This is a genomic window from Vibrio sp. Vb339 (genome assembly GCF_902751245.1).
In the GTDB taxonomy this organism is placed as follows: domain Bacteria; phylum Pseudomonadota; class Gammaproteobacteria; order Enterobacterales; family Vibrionaceae; genus Vibrio; species Vibrio coralliirubri.
The window spans coordinates 350,044-374,170 of sequence record NZ_CADDIS010000003.1 but is presented as its reverse complement, the minus strand read 5'-3'; the positions used below and the strand labels follow the sequence as shown (position 1 = coordinate 374,170).

21 protein-coding genes are annotated in these 24,127 nt (G+C 45.0%); 7 read left to right on the top strand and 14 right to left on the bottom strand.

Features of this window, described 5'->3' with window-relative positions:
• Nucleotides 1-56 precede the first annotated feature (56 nt).
• The 3 genes from HRQ85_RS17575 (at nt 57) to HRQ85_RS17565 (ending at nt 3,241) form a co-directional block, all read left to right on the top strand.
• A complete protein-coding gene (locus HRQ85_RS17575) occupies nt 57-557 on the top strand; it encodes a hypothetical protein (RefSeq protein ID WP_172380246.1) in 501 nt (166 codons plus the stop codon).
• Between the two features lie 24 nt (nt 558-581).
• Nucleotides 582-2,645 (top strand): alkaline phosphatase family protein, encoded by a 2,064-nt coding sequence (locus HRQ85_RS17570; RefSeq protein WP_172380245.1) that lies wholly within the window; start codon nt 582-584, stop codon nt 2,643-2,645.
• Nucleotides 2,646-2,791: 146 nt separating this feature from the next.
• The gene (locus HRQ85_RS17565; protein WP_048609171.1) at nt 2,792-3,241 is read left to right on the top strand and encodes a tellurite resistance TerB family protein; all 450 of its coding nucleotides are present in this window, start codon (nt 2,792-2,794) and stop codon (nt 3,239-3,241) included.
• A gap of 33 nt (nt 3,242-3,274) precedes the next feature.
• Here the strand turns inward: HRQ85_RS17565 and HRQ85_RS17560 are convergent, their stop codons facing one another.
• The 6 genes from HRQ85_RS17560 to HRQ85_RS17535 all read right to left on the bottom strand — a co-directional run bounded on the left by HRQ85_RS17560 (nt 3,275) and on the right by HRQ85_RS17535 (nt 8,403).
• Nucleotides 3,275-3,712: a hypothetical protein gene (locus HRQ85_RS17560; protein ID WP_019822532.1), complete on the bottom strand. Its 438-nt coding sequence runs from the start codon at nt 3,710-3,712 to the stop codon at nt 3,275-3,277.
• Between the two features lie 5 nt (nt 3,713-3,717).
• Nucleotides 3,718-4,422, bottom strand: a complete 705-nt coding sequence (locus HRQ85_RS17555; RefSeq protein ID WP_444823274.1) for a winged helix-turn-helix domain-containing protein — start codon at nt 4,420-4,422, stop codon at nt 3,718-3,720.
• Between the two features lie 450 nt (nt 4,423-4,872).
• A complete protein-coding gene (locus tag HRQ85_RS17550; protein ID WP_019822538.1) occupies nt 4,873-5,568 on the bottom strand; it encodes a hypothetical protein in 696 nt (231 codons plus the stop codon).
• Nucleotides 5,569-5,583: 15 nt separating this feature from the next.
• Entirely contained in the window at nt 5,584-5,940 is a 357-nt protein-coding gene (locus HRQ85_RS17545; RefSeq protein ID WP_048609176.1) for an antibiotic biosynthesis monooxygenase family protein, read from the bottom strand.
• 306 nt (nt 5,941-6,246) lie between these two features.
• The gene (locus tag HRQ85_RS17540) at nt 6,247-6,777 is read right to left on the bottom strand and encodes a 3'-5' exonuclease (protein WP_017068784.1); all 531 of its coding nucleotides are present in this window, start codon (nt 6,775-6,777) and stop codon (nt 6,247-6,249) included.
• 87 nt (nt 6,778-6,864) lie between these two features.
• Nucleotides 6,865-8,403, bottom strand: a complete 1,539-nt coding sequence (locus tag HRQ85_RS17535; protein ID WP_172380243.1) for a sensor domain-containing diguanylate cyclase — start codon at nt 8,401-8,403, stop codon at nt 6,865-6,867.
• A 348-nt stretch (nt 8,404-8,751) separates the two neighbouring features.
• Here HRQ85_RS17535 and HRQ85_RS17530 point away from each other — a divergent pair, with 348 nt between their 5' ends.
• From HRQ85_RS17530 to HRQ85_RS17520, 3 genes are all read left to right on the top strand, one after another.
• Nucleotides 8,752-9,384, top strand: coding sequence for a DUF2760 domain-containing protein (locus HRQ85_RS17530; RefSeq protein WP_048611653.1), 633 nt, complete (start codon nt 8,752-8,754; stop codon nt 9,382-9,384).
• Nucleotides 9,384-11,348 (top strand): Hsp70 family protein, encoded by a 1,965-nt coding sequence (locus HRQ85_RS17525; protein WP_172380242.1) that lies wholly within the window; start codon nt 9,384-9,386, stop codon nt 11,346-11,348. Before HRQ85_RS17530 ends, HRQ85_RS17525 begins: the two co-directional genes overlap by 1 nt.
• Nucleotides 11,349-11,501: 153 nt before the next feature.
• Nucleotides 11,502-14,342, top strand: a complete 2,841-nt coding sequence (locus HRQ85_RS17520; RefSeq protein WP_172380241.1) for an Hsp70 family protein — start codon at nt 11,502-11,504, stop codon at nt 14,340-14,342.
• Nucleotides 14,343-14,513: 171 nt separating this feature from the next.
• Here HRQ85_RS17520 and HRQ85_RS17515 read toward each other — a convergent pair whose 3' ends face one another.
• The 8 genes from HRQ85_RS17515 to HRQ85_RS17480 form a co-directional block, all read right to left on the bottom strand.
• Nucleotides 14,514-14,729, bottom strand: a complete 216-nt coding sequence (locus HRQ85_RS17515) for a hypothetical protein (protein ID WP_012604204.1) — start codon at nt 14,727-14,729, stop codon at nt 14,514-14,516.
• A gap of 268 nt (nt 14,730-14,997) precedes the next feature.
• Nucleotides 14,998-15,471 carry a DUF2947 domain-containing protein gene (locus tag HRQ85_RS17510; RefSeq protein ID WP_017060433.1) on the bottom strand — a complete coding sequence of 158 codons (474 nt, stop codon included), beginning with the start codon at nt 15,469-15,471 and terminating at the stop codon, nt 14,998-15,000.
• A 152-nt stretch (nt 15,472-15,623) separates the two neighbouring features.
• Nucleotides 15,624-16,211, bottom strand: coding sequence for a ribosomal protein S5-alanine N-acetyltransferase (rimJ, locus tag HRQ85_RS17505; protein WP_017060432.1), 588 nt, complete (start codon nt 16,209-16,211; stop codon nt 15,624-15,626).
• Nucleotides 16,212-16,229: 18 nt separating this feature from the next.
• Entirely contained in the window at nt 16,230-17,774 is a 1,545-nt protein-coding gene (gene tyrR / locus HRQ85_RS17500; RefSeq protein ID WP_048611644.1) for a transcriptional regulator TyrR, read from the bottom strand.
• Nucleotides 17,775-17,897: 123 nt separating this feature from the next.
• On the bottom strand, nt 17,898-18,950 hold the full coding sequence (locus HRQ85_RS17495) for a YcjF family protein (RefSeq protein WP_172380240.1): 1,053 nt from the start codon (nt 18,948-18,950) through the stop codon (nt 17,898-17,900).
• Between the two features lie 14 nt (nt 18,951-18,964).
• A complete protein-coding gene (locus HRQ85_RS17490; RefSeq protein ID WP_017067718.1) occupies nt 18,965-20,338 on the bottom strand; it encodes a YcjX family protein in 1,374 nt (457 codons plus the stop codon).
• A gap of 211 nt (nt 20,339-20,549) precedes the next feature.
• Nucleotides 20,550-20,735: a hypothetical protein gene (locus HRQ85_RS17485; protein ID WP_004734731.1), complete on the bottom strand. Its 186-nt coding sequence runs from the start codon at nt 20,733-20,735 to the stop codon at nt 20,550-20,552.
• A 164-nt stretch (nt 20,736-20,899) separates the two neighbouring features.
• Nucleotides 20,900-22,417 carry a fumarate hydratase gene (locus HRQ85_RS17480; RefSeq protein WP_017068776.1) on the bottom strand — a complete coding sequence of 506 codons (1,518 nt, stop codon included), beginning with the start codon at nt 22,415-22,417 and terminating at the stop codon, nt 20,900-20,902.
• 254 nt (nt 22,418-22,671) lie between these two features.
• On the opposite strand from HRQ85_RS17480, the gene pabB reads away from it, so the two are divergent.
• Nucleotides 22,672-24,060: an aminodeoxychorismate synthase component I gene (gene pabB / locus HRQ85_RS17475; protein ID WP_172380239.1), complete on the top strand. Its 1,389-nt coding sequence runs from the start codon at nt 22,672-22,674 to the stop codon at nt 24,058-24,060.
• Nucleotides 24,061-24,127: the final 67 nt, after the last annotated feature.

Here is a 24,127-nt window from a genome sequence, read left to right as displayed (position 1 = left end):
AATATTGTGTTACTGAATAGACATTTATTAACCATGACGGCTAACTATTTTTAGGTTTGCTCGGCATTGACCGTTACAATGTAGAATATTCTCGGTTAAATGAAAGTATTGTGAAAGTCTCCGAATTACAAAACATTATAGATCACTTACCCAAATATTCCGATCCAGATATTGTTATGGGTGAGGCGTGGTTGCCCGAGCGTTTGGTGGATACCAAACTAGACGGTGACATGCTATTTCTTGAATTCGATAATGCCCCTGAAGACAATCAAGGGGATGAAGAAGGCCGTGGTTTTGTTGAACACGAGATTGCTATGATTCGTGAAAAGCTCGAACTGTTGTTAGACGAGCCTTCTGATACCAAGACCAAAGCCGATGCTCTATTGGCAATATTTCTAATGGGTCATGAACTTTCTAGCTCGGAAGTTATCGAAATGCTTGAATCAACAGAGCTTGAATCAACAGAATCTGACTCAGTAGAACTTGAAGCATCACAGCTTGAAACCACAAAGCCAGACACGAATAAGCTCGAAACAAAAGAACACCACGACGACTAACCACCAACGATTTTAGGTACCGTATTGAAACCCTCTACGACATCATCTCTTCCCCTGTTACTCGCCGGACCCATTTTAAGAAAAACCACCGCGACTGAAGTGGTACTTTGGTTAGCCACCAGCTCGCCCCTTAAAGGCAGAGCTGAACTTCACATTCAAGAAACAGGCTCTTCGAACGAAAAAGAGCATTCTGAAGCAGCACAAGATCAGCCGTTTTATACCTCATCGCTTGAAGAGCATGATTCGATTCAAATCGGTACACATGCGTGGGTAACGCTAATTCGCTTACAAGGCGAGTTTCCGACTAATACGCGGCTTGAATATGACATTCACACAGAGTCAGGTTCACTAAAAGAGCTCGCCCCTCACCTTGTTTACAATGGTAAATCTCGCGTTGAGTTTAAGATATCGACCTCAGCTGATTACATTCTGCATGGCTCTTGCCGTAATCCGCATCATCCAAGCAAAGACAGCCTAGTCGCAGCCGACAACAAGATGGCCGAGCAAACCGTCGCTGAAAGACCCGATATGCTAATGATGAGTGGCGATCAGATCTACGCCGACCATGTGGCAGGCCCAACACTTGATGCTATTCAACAAGTGATTCAACTGCTTGGCCTCGTAGGCGAAAGCTTACCGACCGACTCGCAAATTAAACAAATCAGCAGCAGTGACGCTCTCTATAACAGCGAACATCACTTGTATCAGCGTCATCACTATTTGCCGCACCACACCGCTTCAGAATCGATGCTCGATAAGTTCTTCCCGAATCGTGGCGTGCCGATTTTTAGTTCTACGGATTGTGAAAACCACTTGGTCACGCTGTCTGAGTTTATCGCGATGTACCTATTGGTTTGGTCTCCAACACTGTGGCAATGCGTCAATCGAGAGCGTTTAATTGAGAATAACTTCACTCAAGGTGGGCGACAATTAACACCGACTGAGCAGCAACAATGGCGTGATGAAAGCATCATCATGGATGATTTCATTGCTGGCTTACCGCAAGTACAACGTCTGTTCGCGCATATTCCAACGTACATGATCTTCGATGATCACGATGTGACGGATGATTGGAACCTTACCGTGGGTTGGGAGCATGCCGTCGACCAAAATCAGTTCGCGACCCAAGTCATTGGTAACGGCCTTGCGGCTTACTGGATGTGTCAGGGTTGGGGTAACAAACCGGAGAGCTTCGACGAAACGTTTATCGAGCAAGCAAAACAGCTTTTTGTCGCTCAACCGCTCATTACTAAACAACCGCGCATTAGTAAACAACCGCGCATTAGTAAACAAACTCATAATGAAGCCGGCGATGCAGTGACTACTCACTCTGTTAGCAATATCGAGCCAGACAAGCATCAAGCCTTCATTGAGATGCTGAGTCGCTTTGAAGAATGGCATTACACAATAGAGACTTCACCCAAAGTCATTGTGTTGGATACTCGTACGCGTCGTTGGCGTTCAGAGTCACGCATGAATAAGCCTTCAGGTTTAATGGACTGGGAAGCCTTGATTGAGTTTCAACATCAGTTAATGAATCAAGATAAAGTGGTGATCGTTTCTGCTGCACCGATGTTTGGCGTGAAGTTTATTGAAACACTGCAAAAGATGGCGACCACAATCGGCAAGCCATTGGTGATAGATGCTGAAAACTGGATGGCACATCCGGGCAGTGCGAATACGCTGATCAGTATCTTTACCCATACCAAAACACCAACCAACTTTGTGGTACTTTCTGGTGACGTTCACTACTCCTTCGCTTATGACATCAAGCTTAGATATCGCCGCAACAGCCCGAACATCTATCAAATCACGTGCAGTGGCATTAAAAATCAGTTCCCTGCTCCGCTGCTTAAATTCTGCGATGTATGGGACCGTCTGTTATACAGCCCTCGCTCAGTTTTGAACTACTTCACTAAGCGTAAACGCTTGAAGATCGAAAAACGAAGCCCAGACAATCAGACCTTCTATCGCCTTTCAAACCGCAGTGCGATTGGTGAATTGAGGCTAGACACCGATGGGAAACCGCAATCGATCACCACCCTGAGCGGCGATGGTAAGGTTACACGTTTTCCGAAACCGGACTAGGAAGTGCTCCTTATCGCTCGCGTATCCGTAATGTCAGTTTTTAGTAAAGACGCTTGCGATCACACTCTGTAGACCCAATAGTTATGGTTATAGTCGATAACTATCAGCGTTACGGAACCCGATACAAATTTTAACTGGAGCTCGTTATGTTCAATTCTCTCACATCAATGTTTAAACAATTGATTGAAGGTCAGGACCTAAGCAAAAACCAAGGCACATCACCTAATATCGCCATCGCGAGTTTGTTGTGTGAAGTGGCGGGAGCCGACCATCAGATCAATGAATCAGAAAGAGTCGCTAAGCTACAGCTTCTGCAGCGTTTGCTGGATTTAGATGAAGAACAAGCAAAGGTGCTGCTCGCGCAAGCAGAGCCGAAAGTAGAGCAATCAGTATCGCTGTATGACTTTACATCGCAACTCAGAGACCTATCTCAGCCAGTGCGAATCGACTTAATCAAAGCGATGTGGGAAGTGGCGCATGCCGACGGGGAAATTGACCCTATCGAAGACTCTGTGATCCGTAAAACAGCGGAACTGCTCTACGTTGACCACAGTGACTTTATCAAAACTAAGCTGAACGTCCTCGGTAAAAGCTAACCACAGGCTTTCTATTCACGTTAAGCCTATGTATTAACGTAATCTATCACCATGCATGATGCCTTTAAGTTCTAATGGCGCGCCTTTTTTCGTTACATAAAGGCCGCGCTGATTCGATACCAACACACTGCGCTTACCTTGGGTTTGTTGAATATATAAGTGCTTGATATTGAATGTCTGTTTATCTTGGGCCTGCTCTTGATCCAATTGATAAAGGTAATAGTGATTCCCCCAGCGTAAGAACACACCAAACATTTGCTTGGTTTGAGCGACATTCCCATCCATGTCGTAACCAATGTACTGCATTTTAACTCGACCATTTTCCAATCGAAGTGAGATTTTCTCCCAGCCTATCATCGGATATTCTGCGGTGAATTTATAAGTACTTTTGGTTGCGAGCCCAGAAATTAAGCCTACATTTAGAATCACAAAAAGCGTCAACAAAATAGGCATCCAAAACTTACGATTCATCTCGGCTATCCTCGCTCATCGTCATTGTCGTCATCACAAGAGAGCGACTTAAACTGATGGCTCATCTCTTTCCAGCGCCCGTTTATCAAAGCAACAGCTTGAATGTTCTGACACCCAACGCCAATGCGATGCAGGTAGAGCGACTCAACACCGAGTTCTGACACAGTATTCAACTCCGTTAAAAGCTCTTGATCAAAATTCAAACTGTCGTGATAAACATCCATGCCGTGATAGCTCGTCTTATCCATAAAAAAAGCAAACTGATAAAACAGCATGAGAAGAAACGCGCTGACTAATATTCCGGCGATACGAGAGCGATGACGCGCGACAAAATGCTGCACCTGACGCTGTTTATACGAGTCTGGTTGCTTCGTTAAGGCTGGCTCATTTTCATCGTCGCCACGTTCAGTACTCGAGCTCTTTGATGCTGAGGTTACGTTAAGCGCTTCACCTTTAGGCGCTTCATATTGAGGTACTTCAACTTGAATAGCCGAGGTGGGTGTAGATAGGTAGCCACCGATCTGTTGAGGTCTACTAAAACTGTACCCTTCCTTTTGCACCGTTAAGATTTTGCAATCACACTTAAGTGAGCCTAATGCTGTACGAATGTTCTTCACTGCAACATTAAGCGAACTGCCCGTCACCACCCTGCCCGGCCAACAATGCTCAAGCAAGAAGTCGCGACCCACAGCTTTGGGGCTGTTCTTCACTAAGAACTCAAGAATCAAGGCTTCTGAGGGAGACAAAGTCACCCGCTTGTCCAAGTTCGAATCAATGAGTGTGTTGTTAACCATCTCGAGACCCGAAGCGTCTAAGATGATTTTTTCAGGGCTACTGGCGTTCATTTCGGCGAGGTGTTCATAAATAAAAAGGTCATCAAAAAGGTGTTTGTTTGGTCGAGCTAATGCCAAACCATACATAGAAAAGAATAGTGATAAGTTTAGCCAATAATTAAGCCAAATATAAGCTCAGCAAGTAACAAGATAAAATAACAATAAGGTGAGTGAGTCACGCAGACTCACTCACCTTAGTACAAAGCCTAGCCATTAAAACAACTAATGAGGTCTATAGAAAGAAAGCTATATCGATTGATTTCGATAATTCTCGTTTTCGATAGCTTTCATTTTCTTTAGTTCTTATCGTCTATAGAACTCATTTATTTATAGGTCTAGTTTAAAGCCCAGTTCACTGACCATGACCTCAGCAAAGCCTAGCTTTACTGCATTCAACTGACTAGCAACTTCGCGAGCTTGTTGTTCATTTTTAGCCAATATTGCCATTGAGTAGATAGGTCTGATCATTGCTTTTTGGTTTGGCTTCTCTTGGGCTATTTCTTGATGCTTTAAGTAAGCAGAAGTAATCACGCCTTGAGCGCTCCAATCGACAACCATTTGTAAATCTTGACTGATAATCTCATCGACAATGAATTGATTCTCAGGCTCTGTCCAAGCGAGTTCGACTGCGTAGTTTTTGAAAGCAACTTCGGTGTTTAACCATTTATTACCGATGTCTCTGATTTCAGTCACCTCGACAAGCTCTTTAAATTGGAATGGTAAGTTACCAATCAACTCTCGAACGTGCTGTTCACTGTCCGCTTCAATCACAAACTTGATGATCGGAAACTTCTTATCTCCGACAAAGCTTTCTGATACGAACATGTCGTGGACCAAGCCTGCATCAACTAAGTTAGCAAAGGCTTTTTGCTGATGAGGCATTGCCTCAAATACCGCTTGAGCGTCATCGGTTTTCCAAGCCACTGACACGCCGTATGCCGCAGCATGGCTATAGCTAGAAAATAGAATCGCTGAAAATAGAAAGCTAAAAATAGCTAAAAAGGTTCCTCGAATTGTTTTCATTATGTGGTTTCCTAATTAGTCGCGAATAATTTCATACAAGTTAGGGTCAGCAGAAACCCCTTCGATTTTTAAAGGTGGTAGCTCTTTTCTCATCACTTGTATTGCATCATGGAATTGCTTCTTACTCTCCCATTCAGCAACATTGATAAAGCGGTATGTCGCGTCCGAGCTTAAAGAGCGGTGCAATTTGGTAGAGATATATCCGGGTTGCTTCACCAATACATCTCGCGCATCTTCCCAATACGTTAATGTCGCGGCTTCATGGGCTGGCTCGACTGAAAAAGTGTTAATCAATACAACGGGTTGTGCCGAAACCAACGCACTTACGCTTAGTGCCCCCAGTGCCAATCCATACTTAATTATGTTCTTCATCCTATTCTCCTTGTTTTGGGTGAGCTAACGCTATCATTTAGCCCTGCCCAATCAAGGCTGCTACCTGCGATTTAATATTAATTAAAAAGCTAAATTTCAAACCAACAAGATTCACTCGTTAAATAAGCGATGTAGCCATTCACTATTGATAAACCACTCGCTGAAATGAGTTTTCTTTGGAAGGGAATTATCCTTAAATTACAGGCACAAAAAAACCACCTAATAAGTAGGTGGCTTTGATTTGGATAACTCACAACAATCTGGCTGGTTTCAGTTTTTAACCGAGCGCCCGTTTAATGCAAACGACTACAGCATCGTCAGCGTTAGCTTAGCCAAGTTATAAGCATCGACATAACCCGAGTGCTGACGACCTTCCCACTCAATGTTTTTGGCTTCTTGAGCAGCACGATGACCAATGCGTTTGTCTTTCAATCGATTCTGAACTCGATAAAGCGTTGCGATATTCAAGAACTCGCTGAACGGCGGTTCGATGCCTTTTTCAATACACTCCTTGTGTAAGATAAGATCGTCACGTCCCCACGCTGCATAAATCTTTTTGGGACCACCGAAATTCTTAATCATCGACTTGATAACAGACTCTAATGGGCGACCCTGCTTTTCGATTTTACGAGGTGTAATGCCCGTTAACTCGGCACAGAATAGAGAGACTTCGTCTTTCTCTGGCTTAACGTAGTATTGTGCTCGCTTCACGATAGTGCCAGATGCTAGATCAATCTCAGCAAGACCAACTTCAATGATCTCCCCTGTTGTTCCCACACCGTCTTCGCTCCAACAGCACATTTCCAAATCGAAACACACCACTCGATTGTGATTCATACGTCGCCTAATTCTCTCGTCAAAAATTTCGTGAAATTGTACATGAGCCCAATACAGAACTCGACCCTAGTTGTATCAAGTGCTCATTTAGCCTGCAATTGTCACTCGATTTCGGCCATTCGACTTACTTTGATAGAGCATGCTGTCTGTTTTTTGCAGAATCTCTTCCGTGTTTTCGTTGGCACGAATGGCAGCACCAATACTCAAAGTGCAACTGAGCTGTCGACCTTTGTGCTCACAATGAGAGTGGCCCACTGTACTTAGAATGCATTGTAAATATCGGTCTAGGGCTTCATGGTTTGTAATACTAGAAATGATACAGAACTCATCTCCACCTATACGAAACAGGTTATCACCCTCTTTCAGGCTAACTGAAATCAACTTAATCACATGAATGAGTAAAGCATCCCCTGCTGGGTGGCCGAATTGGTCGTTAATGCCTTTGAACTTATCGACATCAAATCCGATAAGACTAAAGGGTTCATTTCGCTGTATCGCTTTATCTAACATCTTATTGAAAGCACGTCGGTTATAAACTTCCGTAAGACTGTCATGGTTGGCTAGAAAGCGAAGCTCTTCTGTTCTTTTATCAAGCATTTGATACAAACGCTCTTTCTCTCGGATTTGCATGTTAACGATATACGCCAACAACAATGAGATGGTTGTCCCCACTAAAACAATTCCAGTTAATACCAAATAGCCATAGAAAGAGATGCATGAATCTATTTTGTAATCGACCTTCCAATCACGGTTAGTCAATTCAATCGTCTTTGTTATGTGGTGGCCAGAAACAGCTTCATAGCCCTCGGTTTCAAACAAGATTGGGGAGTCTTCTGCTTCGAAACCCGTATCGGTAACACGAATATAGACATCCATGTCGCCGACTGCCGAAGCCAGTAAGTTTTCAAAGTAATAAGTCGTGCGAACCACACCAATTACAACGCCGAGTAGGTTGTCGCTTTCACCTTCAAATACAGGGTGGTAAACCAGCATACCTGTCTTTGGTATGTCTTGATCTAAGCCGTCTTGAAGCAAGCGAACTTTGTCTGAAATATTCGCTTTACGCGTCTGTTTAATATTATCTAAAACCAGCTTGAAGCGCTCACGAGAAGAGTAAAAGCCAAGAACATTGTCGTTTGCTTGTGTGTTTGGATACAGGTCACTAGCAATGAACGCCGGCTCGCCATCTAAGATGTAACCAAAGGCTTTTGCTTCGTGTTTTGGAATCGTGAACAGTTCGTAAGACGGGTATTTTTCTTTCATTTTAGCGGTATGCTCGGCAATCTCGTCTGCCGGCACTTTTTGCATCCACTGTAAGCCGATTAAGCTTTTTGAGTCATTAATCGTTTGCTGAGCAAAACGGTCAAATTTATCCCAGTTTTCAGGTTCGTTAGAATAGAAAAAATTAGCACCTGAACCGATATAAGCCACATCATTGGCGATAAACGCTTCCAAGCTCAATGTCTGGTGAGTAGCAAAGCTATCCAGATTCATATTTAGCGCGCGGTTTTGGTTGAGCGCGACTAATATAAAACACAACACAGTAATCAAAAAACTGACCGAAAATACGACCAATGGGAGAGTTCGTCTCTTCAACCCTGTTAGTGGGTCGGTGGTGTGGGGCATGTGGCTTCCAAATAGGCTCTAATGAGTTAAAAGTATATTACGGAAGGGAATGATGCTCCATTTAAGTTTGGTTTTAAAAATGACATAAAATGGGCATTGTTTACCTCGCCCTTACATCGGCGACCAATATTCGACCGAATCTCGACTAAATTTCAAGCTAACACACCAAAAACCCACTTGATTAAAAACATTAAATACCACTCTTAAGCCTTGAATATGCTAGTATCCATCCATATTTATAGCTTGAAAGTGACCGTTTCGGCTTAGTGCCAATGAGTTTCTTTCCAACCTGTATATTCCTTTGAACCGACGAATATACCGTTAAATCAATTTTAAAGAGAAATCACTATGATCGTTGATTTGAACCTAATCCCACAGACGTTTGATATGCTTCACGCAGGCCTAACTGCATCAAGCGTTTTACTACTGCTAATTGCCGTTTCTCGTAAAACCAAGGTGGTTGAGAAAGTCGTAGAAAAACCAGTAGAAAAGATCGTTGAAGTTGAAAAGCCAGTTGAGAAAATTGTCGAAGTAGAGAAAGTAGTAGAAGTTGAACGTGTGATCGAAAAAGTAGTCGAAGTTGAATCTAAGCTTGCTACAGCACCAACTGACTCAGCAATGCAGCTACTGTCTATCATGCAGCAAGAAGCACGTTTGATTGACTTCTTGAAAGAAGACCTGACGTCATTCTCTGATGAAGAAGTTGGCGCAGCAGCTCGTGTTATTCACACTGGCGGTCAAAAAGTATTAGCCGATTACGTAACGCTGTCTCACATCCGCACTGAAGATGAAGAAACACGTATCACTATCACTGAAGGTTTCAACCCTCAAGAAATTCGCCTAACTGGCAACGTAACGGGCAATGCACCATTCAACGGCACACTGGTTCACAAAGGTTGGAAAGCAACTGATATGAATCTGCCTAAGCTTGCTGAAAACTACGATGCATCTGTAATTGCACCGGCAGAGGTGGAGCTATAATGGAACACCAAAGTCATTCAGCTCAAGAGCTATCTTCTCAAGAGCAAAATCAAGCACCTAAGTTCAGTGTTGGTATCGATTTAGGTACTACACACTGCGTTTTGTCTTTCATCGACACAACAAATGAAGACGCTCGCGTTGAGGTGATGCCAATCCCTCAACTGACGGCGCCAGGTACAGTAGAAACTCGCAGCCAACTTGGCTCGTTCCTATACCAACCGCACGAACACGAAATGAATGCGGGCTCTCGCGTTCTTCCTTGGTCTTCAGAGCCAAAAGCGCTAGTGGGTGCAATTGCTCGTAACCTTGGTTCTAAAACTCCTATCCGTTTGGTAGCAAGTGCAAAATCTTGGTTATGCCACGGTGGTGTTAACCGTCGCGATGCTTTCCTTCCTGCAGGCAGCCCTGAGGAAGTGGAAAAGGTATCTCCGCTTAAGACTACTGAACTGTACCTTGAGCACCTTAAAGATGCTTGGAACCACGCGAACCCAGAACACAAACTGGCAGACCAAGACGTAACAATCACGGTTCCTGCTTCGTTTGATCCTGCGGCTCGTGACCTAACAGCAGAAGCTGCACGTAATGTCGGTTTCACTCACCTAACGCTTCTTGAAGAGCCACAAGCGGCTCTTTACAGCTGGATTGATAACAGCAACGACACATGGCGTGATGAAGTAAACGTTGGTGACATCGTTCTTGTTGTCGATATCGGTGGTGGTACAACCGACCTTTCGTTAGTTGAAGTAACACAAGATGACGGCAACCTAAGCCTGAACCGTATCGCAGTAGGTGAACATATCCTACTTGGCGGCGACAACATGGACTTAGCACTGGCTTACCGCCTGAAAATGAAACTGGCTCAAGAAGGCAAAGAGCTGGCTCCTTGGCAGGTTCAAGCTATGACTCACGCATGTCGTGATGCAAAAGAAGCACTGCTAAACGATGCTGAACTGCAATCTGTGCCTATCGTTGTTCCAAGTCGTGGTTCTAAACTGCTTGGCGCAACACTGAAAACAGAACTGACTCAGCAAGAAGTACAACAAACATTGGTTGACGGCTTCTTCCCTAAAGTCGCTGTAACGGATCATCCGGTACAAAAAACGCGTGGTGCACTGACTCAAATGGGCCTGCCTTACGCTCAAGACGCAGGGATTACTCGTCACATTGCTGCATTCCTTTCTAAGCAAGCCAATGCGCTTTCTGGAAATAGCGAAGCTACTCAACAAGATTTCAACCCGTTTGCAAACATGCCTGGTATGCCCGGAACACAAACGCAAGGGTCAGAAGCGCCAGCGGCAGACTTCATCAAGCCAACAGCAATCCTGTTCAATGGTGGTGTTCTAAAATCGAACCTACTTGCTGATCGTCTTTCAGATACGATCAACGAATGGCTGATCAATGCTGACGAAGAGTTCGCTAAACAGCTTTCAGGTCTAGATTTGGACCTAGCAGTTGCAAGCGGCGCTTCATACTACGGCGCAGTTCGTCGTGGCCAAGGCGTTCGTATCCGTGGCGGTATCGCTTCTTCTTACTACGTAGGAATTGAAAGCGCGATGCCAGCAATCCCAGGTATGGCTCCTCCAATGGAAGCACTGTGTGTTGCACCATTTGGTATGGAAGAAGGCTCAAGCGTACAAGTACCTAGTCAAGAGTTCGGTCTAGTGATTGGTCAGCCAGTACACTTCCAGTTCTTCGGTTCAACCATTCGTCGTGAAGATGAAGCGGGTACGCACCTTGATCATTGGGCGCCTGAAGAGCTTGATGAGCTTCCTGAAATCCAAGTGACACTGCCTGTATCTGAAGGCCGTCGCGAAGGTGAAGTGGTTCCAGTGACTTTGGCTTCTCGCGTTACTGAGCTAGGTACCTTATACCTAGAAGCGATTGCTACTGACAACGGTCAGAAGTGGCACGTTGAGTTCGACGTTCGTGAAGACTCGAATAACGACTCAAACGAACAAGCATAATGAATCAACGGCACCTTAGCGGGTGCCGTTACTTTATCAATGCATTTCTCAATCTAGTCCTGCCTGTTTCTCAGGAATGACGTTTACGAATAACAACAATAAGACCAAAGCTATCAAAAAACTGGTCATCACTCTGGAAGAATAAGGTTTTGTATGGCAACTCCTCGTTTTTTAGTCGGCATTGACTTAGGTACAACCAATACGGTTGTCGCTTACTGTGAAATCAACGACGACCTACAACATGCTCCCGTTTCTCTTTTCGATATTGACCAACTCATCGGCCCCGGTGAAGTGGTTCGCAAGCCCCTACTTCCATCATTTCGTTACCACCCAGCACAAGGTCAAATCTCCCCTTCTGACCTGACAATGCCATGGGAACCAAGCCCCGTTGAAGGCGATATTAAGAACGTTATCGTCGGTGAATGGGCACGTGAATTAGGCGCTAAGGTTGAAGGCCGCCAAGTATCGAGTGCTAAGAGTTGGCTATCACACCAAGCGGTTGATCGTAACTCCGATATTCTGCCTTGGGCTGGCGCAGCTGATGTCGATAAAGTCTCGCCAGTTGTGGCGAGTGCAAGCTACCTCAACCACATTCGCCAAGCATGGAACTACCGTAACCCGAGCAACAAGCTGGAAGACCAAGATGTTGTGGTTACCGTTCCTGCTTCCTTCGATGAGACAGCACGTAAGCTAACACTCGAAGCCGCAGAACTGGCGGGCTTAGGTAAGATTCTGTTACTCGAAGAGCCGCAAGCCGTTTGTTATGACTGGTATGCCCGTCACCAACAAACCGCAGCAGATGAACTTCAACAAATTCCGCTGATTCTAGTGTGTGATGTTGGCGGTGGTACCACGGACTTGAGCTTAATTGAAGCCAAATTCGATGCGAACAGCGACGGCAATAACGAGCTCGCACTCGACCGTATTGGCGTTGGTGAACACTTGATGCTCGGTGGTGACAACCTCGATTTAGCACTTGCTCACCTCGCTGAGCAACGCTTCAATCAAAACAAAAAGCTGAATGCTTCTAGCCTAACCAAACTAATTCAACAAACTCGCGCCGCAAAAGAGAGCCTACTTTCTGCCAATGCACCCGATGATGTGAAGATCACAATGCTAGGCAGCGGTTCTAAACTGCTTGGCGGTACTAAGAGTATTGGCTTAACCAAACAAGAAGTTCATCAAATCGCATTGGAAGGTTTCTTCCCGCTTTCTGAGTTTGCTGAAACACCCGACAAACGCCGCAGTGCTGTGGTTGAGTTTGGTCTGCCTTACGTGGCTGATCCTGCGGTGAGTAAGCACGTCGCAGAATTCCTAACAACACACCAACAAGTGTCTAAAGCCGCATTAGAAAACTCAGACTCTATTGAGTTCGATAACACCAAACCTGCAATTCCAGTTGGCGTGCTGCTCAATGGTGGTGTGTTTAACAGTGAATTGGTCACTGAACGAATCACACAGCTACTTGGCAACTGGAACGGTTCTCCGATCACTGTGCTTGATAACCCTCATCCAGATTGGTCTGTTGCCCTTGGCGCGGTTGCCTTTGGTAAAGCCCGCCGTGGTGCACAACTGAAAATCGGTGGTGGTGCAGCTCGTTCTTACTTCTTGCATCTACAAGAGAAGAACAAGATGGGTAAAGCGCTTTGTCTGCTTGCCAAAGGTACTGAGGAAGGACAAGAGATACGCTTAAACAGCCGTCGTTTCTCGCTGACTTTAGGTGAGCCAGTACGATTTAATCTACTGACTTCAACACACGATCAAATTGCTCACGACACCGCCATTCAAAACGGTGTGATGGTCAATGTGGATGCCGACTTGTTCTCCCCTCTCCCACCGTATATTTCTACGTTGGAAGGCTCAGGTACTGCAGAACTTCAAGCCAACCAAAAAGAGCGTGTTGAAGTCCTGCTCGCTTGTCAGTTAACCGAAGTCGGCACACTGAAAATGGAGTGTGTGAGCACAGAAGATGACTCTAAGCGTTGGTTGCTTGAGTTTGAAGTAAGAAATAAGCAAGGCGATGAATCTGATACCTCCGCGCTTCACCCAAGATTGGAAGAGTGTAAGGAATTGATTTCTCGCCTGTACAGCGGCAACAAGAAAAGTGCTGAATCGAAAGAGATCAAAACGCTATCGAAAGATCTTGAGAAGCGACTAGGTAAACGCGATGAATGGGACTTCACGACCCTTCGTAACCTATTTGATACCTTCTCATTAGGTCGTAAGCGTCGTCGCCGCTCAGAAGCACACGAGAAGAACTGGTTACGTTTGGCGGGATACTCGCTACGTCCTGGCTTTGGCGATCCGACTGACTCATGGCGTATCGAACAAATTTGGGGCCTTTACCAACAGAACATTCAGTTCAAGAACCACCAAGGCTGGACAGACTGGTGGGTATTCTGGCGTCGTGTGGCCGGTGGACTAAACCAAGAGCAGCAAGAGAGTATCTTGGCGGACATCGCTAAATACCTTCACCCAGGTGCAATGAAGAACCCTAAGACAGCCAAAGATGCGCAAGACAATGGCTATGAAGCCATGGTTCGTTTAGCGGCGTCACTTGAGCAACTTGAGGTTGAAGACAAAGTGCTGCTGGCAAGTTGGTTCTTAAGCAAAGCGATCAACCATAACCAATTTGAACAAGCGCATTGGTGGGCTCTGGGTCGATTAGCATCAAGAACGCCTTTGTATGGTAGCCAACACAGCGTGATTCCTAGAGAACAAGCTGAACAATGGTTACCGAAACTGCTTGAGCAGAACTGGCATAAAGAGCAGATGATCGCCTTTGCAGCGGTGATGATTTGTCGTAAAACCGGTGACCGTCAGTTTGATATCTCTGATGACTATCGCAATCAAGTGATTGAGAAGCTTAAGCAAAGCAAGGTGCCTGATTCATGGTTAACACTAGTGAGTGAAGTGACTGAGCTTTCTGAGAGCGAATCTAAGCGTGTGTTTGGTGATGCGTTACCAAGCGGATTAAGCCTAATCAATAACTAGGTTTGAAAACGATTAGCTTTCGTTGCTAATGGTAAAGAAGCTAGCAAGTAAAGAAAAAGCCACTTTCGATTCGTTGAAAGTGGCTTTTTTATTGGTGGCTTAAGGCTGGTATGAATAATCGACTTATAGCTTTTTGGTTAAGAGCCTTAGCCGTGTTGCAGTTCATCATTGTTAATGTTTGGTTCCAGTTGGGTTGATAGGAAAATCCGTATTTTCATAAATGTCAGATAGTTTTTTCGGTTTCTTCTCTTTTGCTCCTTTGTTTGATTGATTATGAGTTTCGCTTAAAAGCCATTCCTCATGCATTTTTGCTGAATCCAAAAACTCTGGATCCTCCATTGCTTCCTTGCGAAGTTTATTTACACGTTCGAGAGTATCCCAAATCATAATACTTCACCTCCACTAAGGCAGTAATATAAAGATAGCTCAACCCCATAAAACTTCAACTAACCCAATGAGATAGCGATCTCAATTTCGTAATTTACCCACTTTGAACACATGAAAATGGTCACCTTTAGCTAGGCTCAAACAATGGGTATTTCCCCATGATCTTCGAAGATCATTAGGCACAAAAAAAGCGAGCTCAATGCTCGCTTTTTGTTTGTCTATCTGTTGATCGAAACACAAACACTCACTCGATTAAATCACACCGAGGTTAAGCACGGTTACCGATTTTTACCTTGCCATTGGTAGCAAACCAAAGGGCTTCTGAACGACGGCGACCAATTAAAATCGGGCCATCATCGTAGAACAAGAAGTTCTTCCAATGCTTCTTGAAAATCGCCCATTTAGTTTCAAGAACATTATACTTTTCGTAACAAAAATAAACAGTTACGTCATCTTGCCAATCAATGAAGTTAAGAATTTCTTCTGGCATTTCTGGCTCATCCGCTTCCCAATGCGCCATCCAGCTGATCTCTTCATTCCAGTTCGATGCTTTGCTTGGCCAGTCTTGCGAGCTCAGTCGTTCTGCGTCTGGACTTTGAGGGCTCACGTTCTCTTTCCAGAACTGAGATGCTCTCGCCTGTGTCATTGGCTTAATCTTTTCCAAGTCCTCTGCCGGCAGCGGCATTGACTGGTGTGTGAAAATCCATTTTCTTTGGTATTCGTCCAAAGTTGTGTATGACATCAAAATTCCTCAAATATCTTCTCAGGCTGATGGATTTACCATGCCTATCTGTTCTTTTTGATGCAGTGACGGTTTCATTTTATCTATGTCGTCACTGCCTCTAACTCTGTATTTACGCTTAATTGATACTTACGCCTAATGACTATTGGTCTCTATACAGCGCGCCGATCTTCCCAATTCGGGTTAACTAATGCCGTCAGTATATGGTCTTCCCATTTACCGTTAATCTGTAGGTAGTCTTTAGCAAAACCTTCTCGGACAAAACCAAGATGTTCTAATACACCCGCACTGCGTTCGTTGTGAGGCATGTAGCCCGCCATTAAGCGGTGCATGTTCTGCACATCAAACATGTAGTCTTTGGCCATGCTCAAACCTCTGCGCATGTAGCCGTGGCCCTGTGCACTTTGAGCCAATGAGTAACCGACATTACAAGCGTAGAACGGGAAACGCGACAAATTACTGAACGATATGGTGCCTAACATTTCATTAGAGTCAGCGTTAATCAGTAAACAGTAATAGCCTAGCCCCATTTTATGAAGCTCGTTTAACTTGATCAGTCGCTGCGCCCAACTCGCTCTATCAAAGAACGCATCTTCGCGTATCGGCTCCCAAGGTTTCAGGTACTCTCTGTTAACCTGAAAATACTCGCTGATCATGCCAGCGTCATCAATTTCAGCCGTGCGTAGAATCAGATTACCATCATGCTTATAAATGCGCTCTGGTGTACTCAAATCTTCCATAATCTTGTTCTTATTCGATCAGTTCTTTCTGATACCGTAATCACGAAGCTTATTCGCAATTGAGGTATGAGATACATTCAAACGTTTTGCTAGCTTACGGCTTGATGGGAAAGACTGATAAAGCTTCTCTAGAATCTGAGATTCATAGTCTTTCATGATTTCATCGAGCGAGCCGTCTAAGCTCAGGTTCGCCATTCCAGCCGTCATTGTTTCAAGCTGTGGCAAATGGAATTGCTCAACCGTTAGTGTGTCTGAATCTAGCTCTGTTAGTGCACGTAGAACCATGTTGTCTAACTGGCGAATGTTGCCCGGCCATTGGTAATTACCAAGCTGGTCGACTAACTCTTGAGTCAATTTTGGTTTTAACATACCTAACTGCTGCGCGTACTTTGCAACGAACAGTTCCAACAGCGGTGCTACGTCGTTTGAGCGTTCACGCAATGCAGGGATAGACAGAGTCAGTACATTCAAGCGGTAAAACAAATCTTCACGGAACGAACCCGAGTCGGCTAATTCAGAAAGACGGTGGCGTGTTGATGCAATAATACGAACATCAGCGTGCATCTCTTCTTCTTCACCAACACGACGGAATGAACCATCTTGTAAGAAACGCAGCAATTTGATTTGTAGGTGCGGGCTCATCTCGCCAATTTCATCTAAAAATACGGTACCGCCATTCGCTTGTTCGAAAATACCTTTATGACCTTGCTCATGGTTGAATGAACCCGGCGCATGACCAAACAATTCCGTTTCCGCTACGTCATCAGGCATCGATGCACAGCTTAGAATCAAGAATGGGAAAGACGATCGATTTGAACGGTTATGACACGCTTTCGCCAACATCTCTTTACCTGTACCCGTATCGCCTTCAATTAATAGAGGCTGATCCAGCATAGCCAATTTCTTAGCTTGGCTGATCAAGGCTTTATGGCGATTAGAGACACCAACAAAGTGTTCGAAACCTAGGTTGTTCTGTTCTGGGATTGAATCTGGCGAGTTCATCTCTTGATTACAAGAGCGAATCGTCATTACTGCGCTTGCCAGTACCGCTTCGTTGACATCACCACCAAGGTAAATCGGCAGGATCTCAATAGAGAAATCTAAACCATCCAACACGACAACTTCACGATGACGCGTTACATCGCCTTCGATCCAGCGAGCAAAGTTAAAGCTAGGAACAAACGTCGCTAGCGGTTCACCGATGACTTCATCTTCTTGTTTGTTGAAGAGGTTCAATGCAGCGTGGTTAGCCATATCGACTGAGCCTTTAAGGTCAATCGCAATCACAGGATCAGGTAGGTTTGCCAGCAGAGCAATCAGCTCTGTGTTATGCCTTTCGCTTGGCATAAATTGGATTTTACGTACATCCTTCACACCTGAAATTCGGCGAATTTCAGCCATAAGTTCACTAAAAGCATCAAAATCGATATCAGGGCAGTTTAGGTAAATAATGCCTTTAACATCAATTTCGATTCCTCTTAAATCAATGCTTTTTGAGGCCAAGATATCGAGCAACTCACGCGTTAAGCCGAGTCTGTCTTCACACAATACTTCAAGACGCACAAATAGTCCTATTATAGGTGTCAGGATAAGTTGACAGTAGTGTGGATTAAGCTCTGAGTTCAGTCAAGAAGAAGAGTAAACATATGTTTACTCTTCTTCTCAAACTATTGAGCTTCAAATGCTTTATTTGAGAGTGATACGCTTTATTTCAGAAAGGACGGCTTTGCGAAGATCTGATATTTTTACTTTTCGCTCATTATGCCAAGGCATAGGACGCAGCAATGTCATGGCTTTTAAACCCAGTCTCGCAGTGAGAATACCGACACCGAGCCCCTGCCCTGCTCGAGCTGAAACCTTGCCTGCAAGATCCATCGAGACGAGGTCCATACTCGCGTCTATCGCAAGTTCACTGGCACCCGCAGCTGCCATGTTGATTAACACCAGTTTAAATAGCTTAATACGAGACCAGTAGCCAAGCTCAATGCCATACACATCAGCAAGCTTGTCTATCATGGTGAAATTTCGCCAAGCCACCAGCAACATATCAGCCGCCGCCAATGGACTCACCGCGACCAAAGCCGCCGATTCGGTCGAGAACTTAGTGACGATTTGAGTCGCAACCTTATCTTGTTGACTCACGACTAACGCATCGTACATATCCAACACTTCTGCATCACTGTGTGCTGGGTTAATGCTGTTTCGCCACTTATCGTACCAAGGAGACTCAGCGATAATGCCGCCTTGCTTGGCGATGTTTTCACAGAACGCTTTGCCCTTACCGACACTTTGGCTTTGGAGTAGTTCTTCACTCTGCTCTTGCACACTAAAGTGATCTTTAAGTGAGCGCAGTTTCCACAGCTCTTTGCCTATTGCGCCTAAACCCAATGAAGCAATGGCAGCAATAAAGCCAGCCCAACCTAACGCAAGCCAGTCAGCCGTTTGAATCGCGGTAATCACCGAATCAATTGCCTGCCATCCAACTAGACCAGAGAAAGCGACCAATAAACCCGTTCCAAACCACTTCTTCTTTTTGCTCGGTCGAATCACTTGTTCCAATAGCTGCTCAGCTTCACCATCAAGTTCGGCTTCCACTTGCGGTGCGACAGGGACAAATTTCTCTTGCTCTGTGAACAGTTGTTGAGCGCCTAAATCCGGGCCAACTTCGCTCTTGTCTTGCTCATCAAAAGAGGTCTTCAACGGTTCATTAAAGACCTGCTTTGTTTTTAATTCACTCATTTTGATTGCCTCAATTACTTCAACTTGTCGCCAATGAGATACTCTAAAACCTTGTCGACTCTTAGATGTTGGCAAGGCTCATCGGAATGTTGCTCCATCGGCCTAAAGCTCGTGAAATCAAACTGGTTGGTTTCCCAATACTGTTTATTGGGCAACTTACGCGGCACCTCTCCCGGATACATGGTTTGAGGGACATTATCTAAAGTCACACCTTGCAACGCCGGAACATTGTCTGAGCCCGACGAGATATAACCCGCGCTGGTCGCTTGAATAGACGCGATGCTCATGCAACTCATGTCGATGTGTTCAAACGCCGCCTGTTGCCAAGCCGGATGCACCATCTGTTGTAACAGCGATACCAAGTTCGGGTGTTGATCCGGTGTCACGTGATCGGCCTTGGTTGCGGCGAATAATATCTTGTCGATCTTCGGCGCGAATAAGCGTCTTAATATATTGCTTCGACCATACTTAAAGCTTTTTAGTAGCTGCTCTAATGCGCCACGCATATCCATGAAAGAGTCATAGCCCGCATTGAGCGGCTGTAAGCAATCCACCAGCACGATTTGTCTGTCGAACGTAGCAAAGTGATTCTTGTAGAACGCTTTCACGACCTTCTGTTGATACTCTTCATAACGCGCTTTCAGTACCGCGTAATTACTTGTTTTTGAAAACTTACCTTCAGGCGCGATACACGGGAAGAATTGCAGTACAGGCGCGCCTTCAAGCTCACCGGGTAATACGAATCGACCCGGTTGAACCCAATGCAGTCCGTTACTTTTACAAGTATGAAGGTACTGAGTGTAACTATCGGCAATCGCGACCAGTTTCTTTTCGTCTGCTTCTGCTAGCAAATCGATATCACCACGCATGGCGTTCCACTGTTGCGAATAGGTTTCTCTGTCGCCTTTCAACGCGGCAAACTGAGATTGGCTCCAAGTATCAAAGTCCATATCCAGTAACGGCAAATCAAGCAACCATTCACCTGGATAATCAACAATATCTAGATAAAGCGTGCTGTTTTTACTCAGCAGCTTTTTCGCGCCCTTTGCAGGCTTATATTTGATGGCTAGACGAATCTCACTGACATCACGCGTTGGCACCGGCCATTCTGGTGGCTGTGCATTCAGCGACTCCATCGCTTCATCATAGGAGAAGCGTGGAATCATCATGTTGTGTTGCGGGATACGCTTTGCGCCAATAATTCTTCCATCTCTCGCCGATGCAAGCAGTGGTAGGTTTTTATGGGTAGACGTATGAAGAAGCTGATTAACCAGCGAAGTTATGAATGCAGTCTTACCCGCACGAGAAAGCCCCGTGACCGCTACTCGAATATGAGAATCCGTTCCTCTGCTTATAAAGTCACTCATTTCTTGAGTTAGGTGTTTCATTTGAACGACTCCGTGATAATTAGGCTAGCTGGTTATGATAATAAAGAGGCAAGCCTATGTTCTTTCCCTGTTGGGATAGTTTGTATGCTTTTGTTTGTTCTTTTGCTAATAGTGGTGAGTATGCAATATCCATTCTTAATGCTAGATGAATAAAAGCCCCTGACTACATTCATAATCAGGGGCTTTAGAATTTTTGCACGATATCCGACGTTTAATCGTCTTCAATCAACTTGTAGATAACAAACAGTGCAATCTCTGCAATTAGCCAAAGCGCACATGTAATCGTCACGTATTTATTATCAAAGATACTGATCCCTTTCAAGATCAGGTCGTAGCCAACAAAAGCACCAATCACCACTGCCAAGATAATCTGTAGGATCTGAATAAAACGAGGCATTCCTCTCTCCTATGTTCTTATATCAAACTATGTGTTTATCACTATATCATTGATAATATGACAAAAGTGCAGATAATGCTGCACTTTTGTCTTTAACTTTCTGTCAAAAATTGCAATTCAAACGCTGAAGTTAGCGACAATTACGATTTTTTGGCTTCGGTTAATTACGCTTTCTCAGCTTCAGCAATCTTCACTTTCCACGTGTCAGGGCCAATCTGGTGTGCGTTCACGCCGTTAGAGTCAACCGCTACCGTTACAGGCATATCTTCAACTTCAAACTCGTAAATCGCTTCCATACCGAGATCTTCAAACGCAACTACACGTGCTTTTTTAATTGCTTTCGCGACTAAATAAGCTGCACCGCCAACCGCCATTAGGTAAACCGCTTTGTGCTCTTTGATTGATTCAACCGTTGCAGGGCCACGTTCCGCTTTACCGATCATGCCCATAATGCCAGTTTCGTTCAGCATCATGTCAGTGAACTTATCCATACGTGTTGAAGTTGTTGGACCTGCAGGACCTACCGCTTCATCACCTACAGCATCAACAGGACCCACGTAGTAAATGAACTTGCCTTTGAAATCAACGCCAGCTGGTAAGCCTTCGCCGCTTTCTAGCATGCCTTGAATACGTTTATGAGCAGCATCACGACCGGTTAAGATCTTACCTGACAGAAGAACCGTTTCTCCGGTCTTCCACTCTTGTACGTCTTCTTTAGTCACTTCATCAAGGTTAACACGGCGTGTATTTGCGCCCGCTTCCCAAGTGATGTCTGGCCACTCTTCTAGTTTAGGTGGCGTTAGCTCTGCTGGGCCGCTGCCATCTAGCGTGAAGTGAACGTGACGCGTTGCTGCACAGTTCGGGATTAAGCAAACTGGCTTAGATGCTGCGTGTGTTGGTGCTGTTTTGATTTTCACGTCAACCACAGTCGTTAGACCGCCAAGACCTTGTGCGCCAATGCCCAGTTTGTTTACACGGTTGAAGATGTCTAAACGAAGCTCTTCTTCTGCGTTCTCTGGGCCTTTTTCGATAAGCTCTTGAATATCGATGTGTTCCATCAAAGATTCTTTTGCTAGTACCGCTGCTTTTTCAGCCGTACCGCCGATGCCTATACCTAGCATGCCCGGTGGACACCAGCCTGCACCCATTGTTGGCAGCGTCTTCTCTACCCATTCTGCAATATCATCAGAAGGGTTCAGCATAACCATCTTGGTTTTGTTCTCAGAACCGCCGCCCTTAGCCGCGATTTGAATTTCAACTTTGTTGCCTGGAACCATATTAATGTGGACAACCGCTGGTGTGTTGTCTTTGGTATTAATACGCTTACCTGCAGGGTCCATTAGGACAGATGCACGCAATGGGTTATCTGGGTTGTTGTAAGCTTGACGAACGCCTTCATCAACCATCTGTTGTACTGTTTGATCCGTTTCCCACCTAACATCCATACCGATGTTCACGAAACAAGTAACAATACCCGTATCCTGACAAATTGGACGATGGCCTTCCGCAGACATGCGTGAGTTGATAAGAATCTGAGCAATAGCATCTTTAGCTGCTTGGCTCTCTTCTTTCTCGTACGCTTTTTCTAGGGCTTGGACAAAGTCTAAGGGGTGATAATAAGAAATGTACTGAAGTGCGTCAGCGACACTGCTGATCACATCTTGCTTACGAATAACCGTCATTGCATGCCTCTTTATTGTTCTGGTTCCATGTGGGTTCACCGTTTGGCTATCTATGCCAAATCGAATTAGGTGGTTTAGCTTTTTATTGTGTTGAGCTGTATTTAGTTGCTTTAGCAATCGCTTGCATAGCTTTAAACTAAACCACTTGGATTACTCCGTTCTAATCAAGAACCCATTTTATTTTCAATTTATGATACTCTTGCTTCCTCTCACACGCCATGCAGTGATCGAACTCTTTGTCACAAATTAAACAAATGAATAACAACGAATTTCGCTCTATCCAAATCAAGCCGCTTGAATATCAATCAACTTTAGCTAAACAGCTGTTTTCCCATATTGAAAACCTGCCGTGGGCAATGCTATTACGCTCCGCTTCAGAAAGCCACGTTGATAGTCGATACGATATTTTAGTTGCTCAACCCATCGCCACCTTCGAGACAATCGGTGCAAAAACGACCGTTAATGTTAATGAGACGTGGGAGGTTTCAGAGTCAGACCCTTTCGAACTACTCGACCAATATCAGCAGCAATTGCTACCCGCAACCAGTGAGCATCCTGAACTGCCTTTCATTGGTGGCGCTTTAGGCTATTTTAGCTACGATTTAGGGCGACGAGTGGAAGCTCTGCCCTCTCTTGCTAAGCGCGATATTTCTGCGCCAGATATGGCGGTTGGATTGTATGAATGGGCTGTAATTGTTGATCACAAGCTTAAAGCTGCGTTCCTTGTTGGGCAAAACATTGATACCCATTGGGATTGGTTAACTCAACAACAATCGCCAAGCCAACAAGCAGAACGGGCTCATCAGAAGTTTGGACTAACCACCCCATGGCAATCCAACATGACTGAGCAGAGTTATGCCAATAAGTTCGATAGCGTTCAAGAGTACTTGTTGTCGGGTGACTGTTATCAGATAAACCTTGCTCAACGTTTTCGTGCTGGTTACCAAGGCAGCGAATGGCTCGCTTATGAAAAGTTAGAGCAATACAACTCGGCGCCGTTTTCTGGTTTTATTCGTCTTGAACACTCAGCAATCTTAAGTGTTTCTCCTGAACGATTCTTAGAGCTCAATAGTGGCACCATTGAAACAAAACCAATCAAAGGCACACGTCCTCGTTCTGAAGAACCTATGATTGACGACGCCAATGCTCAAGACTTAGCAGCAGCAGAAAAAGATCAGGCAGAAAACCTGATGATCGTCGACCTACTGCGCAATGACATCGGTAGAGTCGCAAAACCGGGCACAGTGCATGTACCAAAGTTGTTCGATATTGAGAGCTTCCCTGCCGTGCACCACTTGGTAAGCACGATACGAGCAGACCTTGATGAACAATATTCTGCGACTGACCTTCTGAGAGCGTGTTTCCCTGGAGGATCGATTACTGGCGCACCAAAAGTTCGCGCGATGCAGATCATTGAAGAGTTAGAACCGCATCGACGTTCAGCGTACTGCGGCAGTATTGGCTACATCAGCCGAAATGGCAGAATGGATACCAGTATTACCATTCGTACATTAGTCGCCGAGAACAATACGCTTTATGCATGGGCTGGCGGTGGTGTGGTATTTGATAGTGATTGTGCTTCTGAATACCAAGAAACTCTGGATAAGCTGAGTCGAATTCTACCGGTACTTGAAGATTGCTAAACCTAGCGTCATTAACTGCGAGTTCCGCGATTTAATGACGAGTTCTGCGGCTTAACGCTCAGCAAAA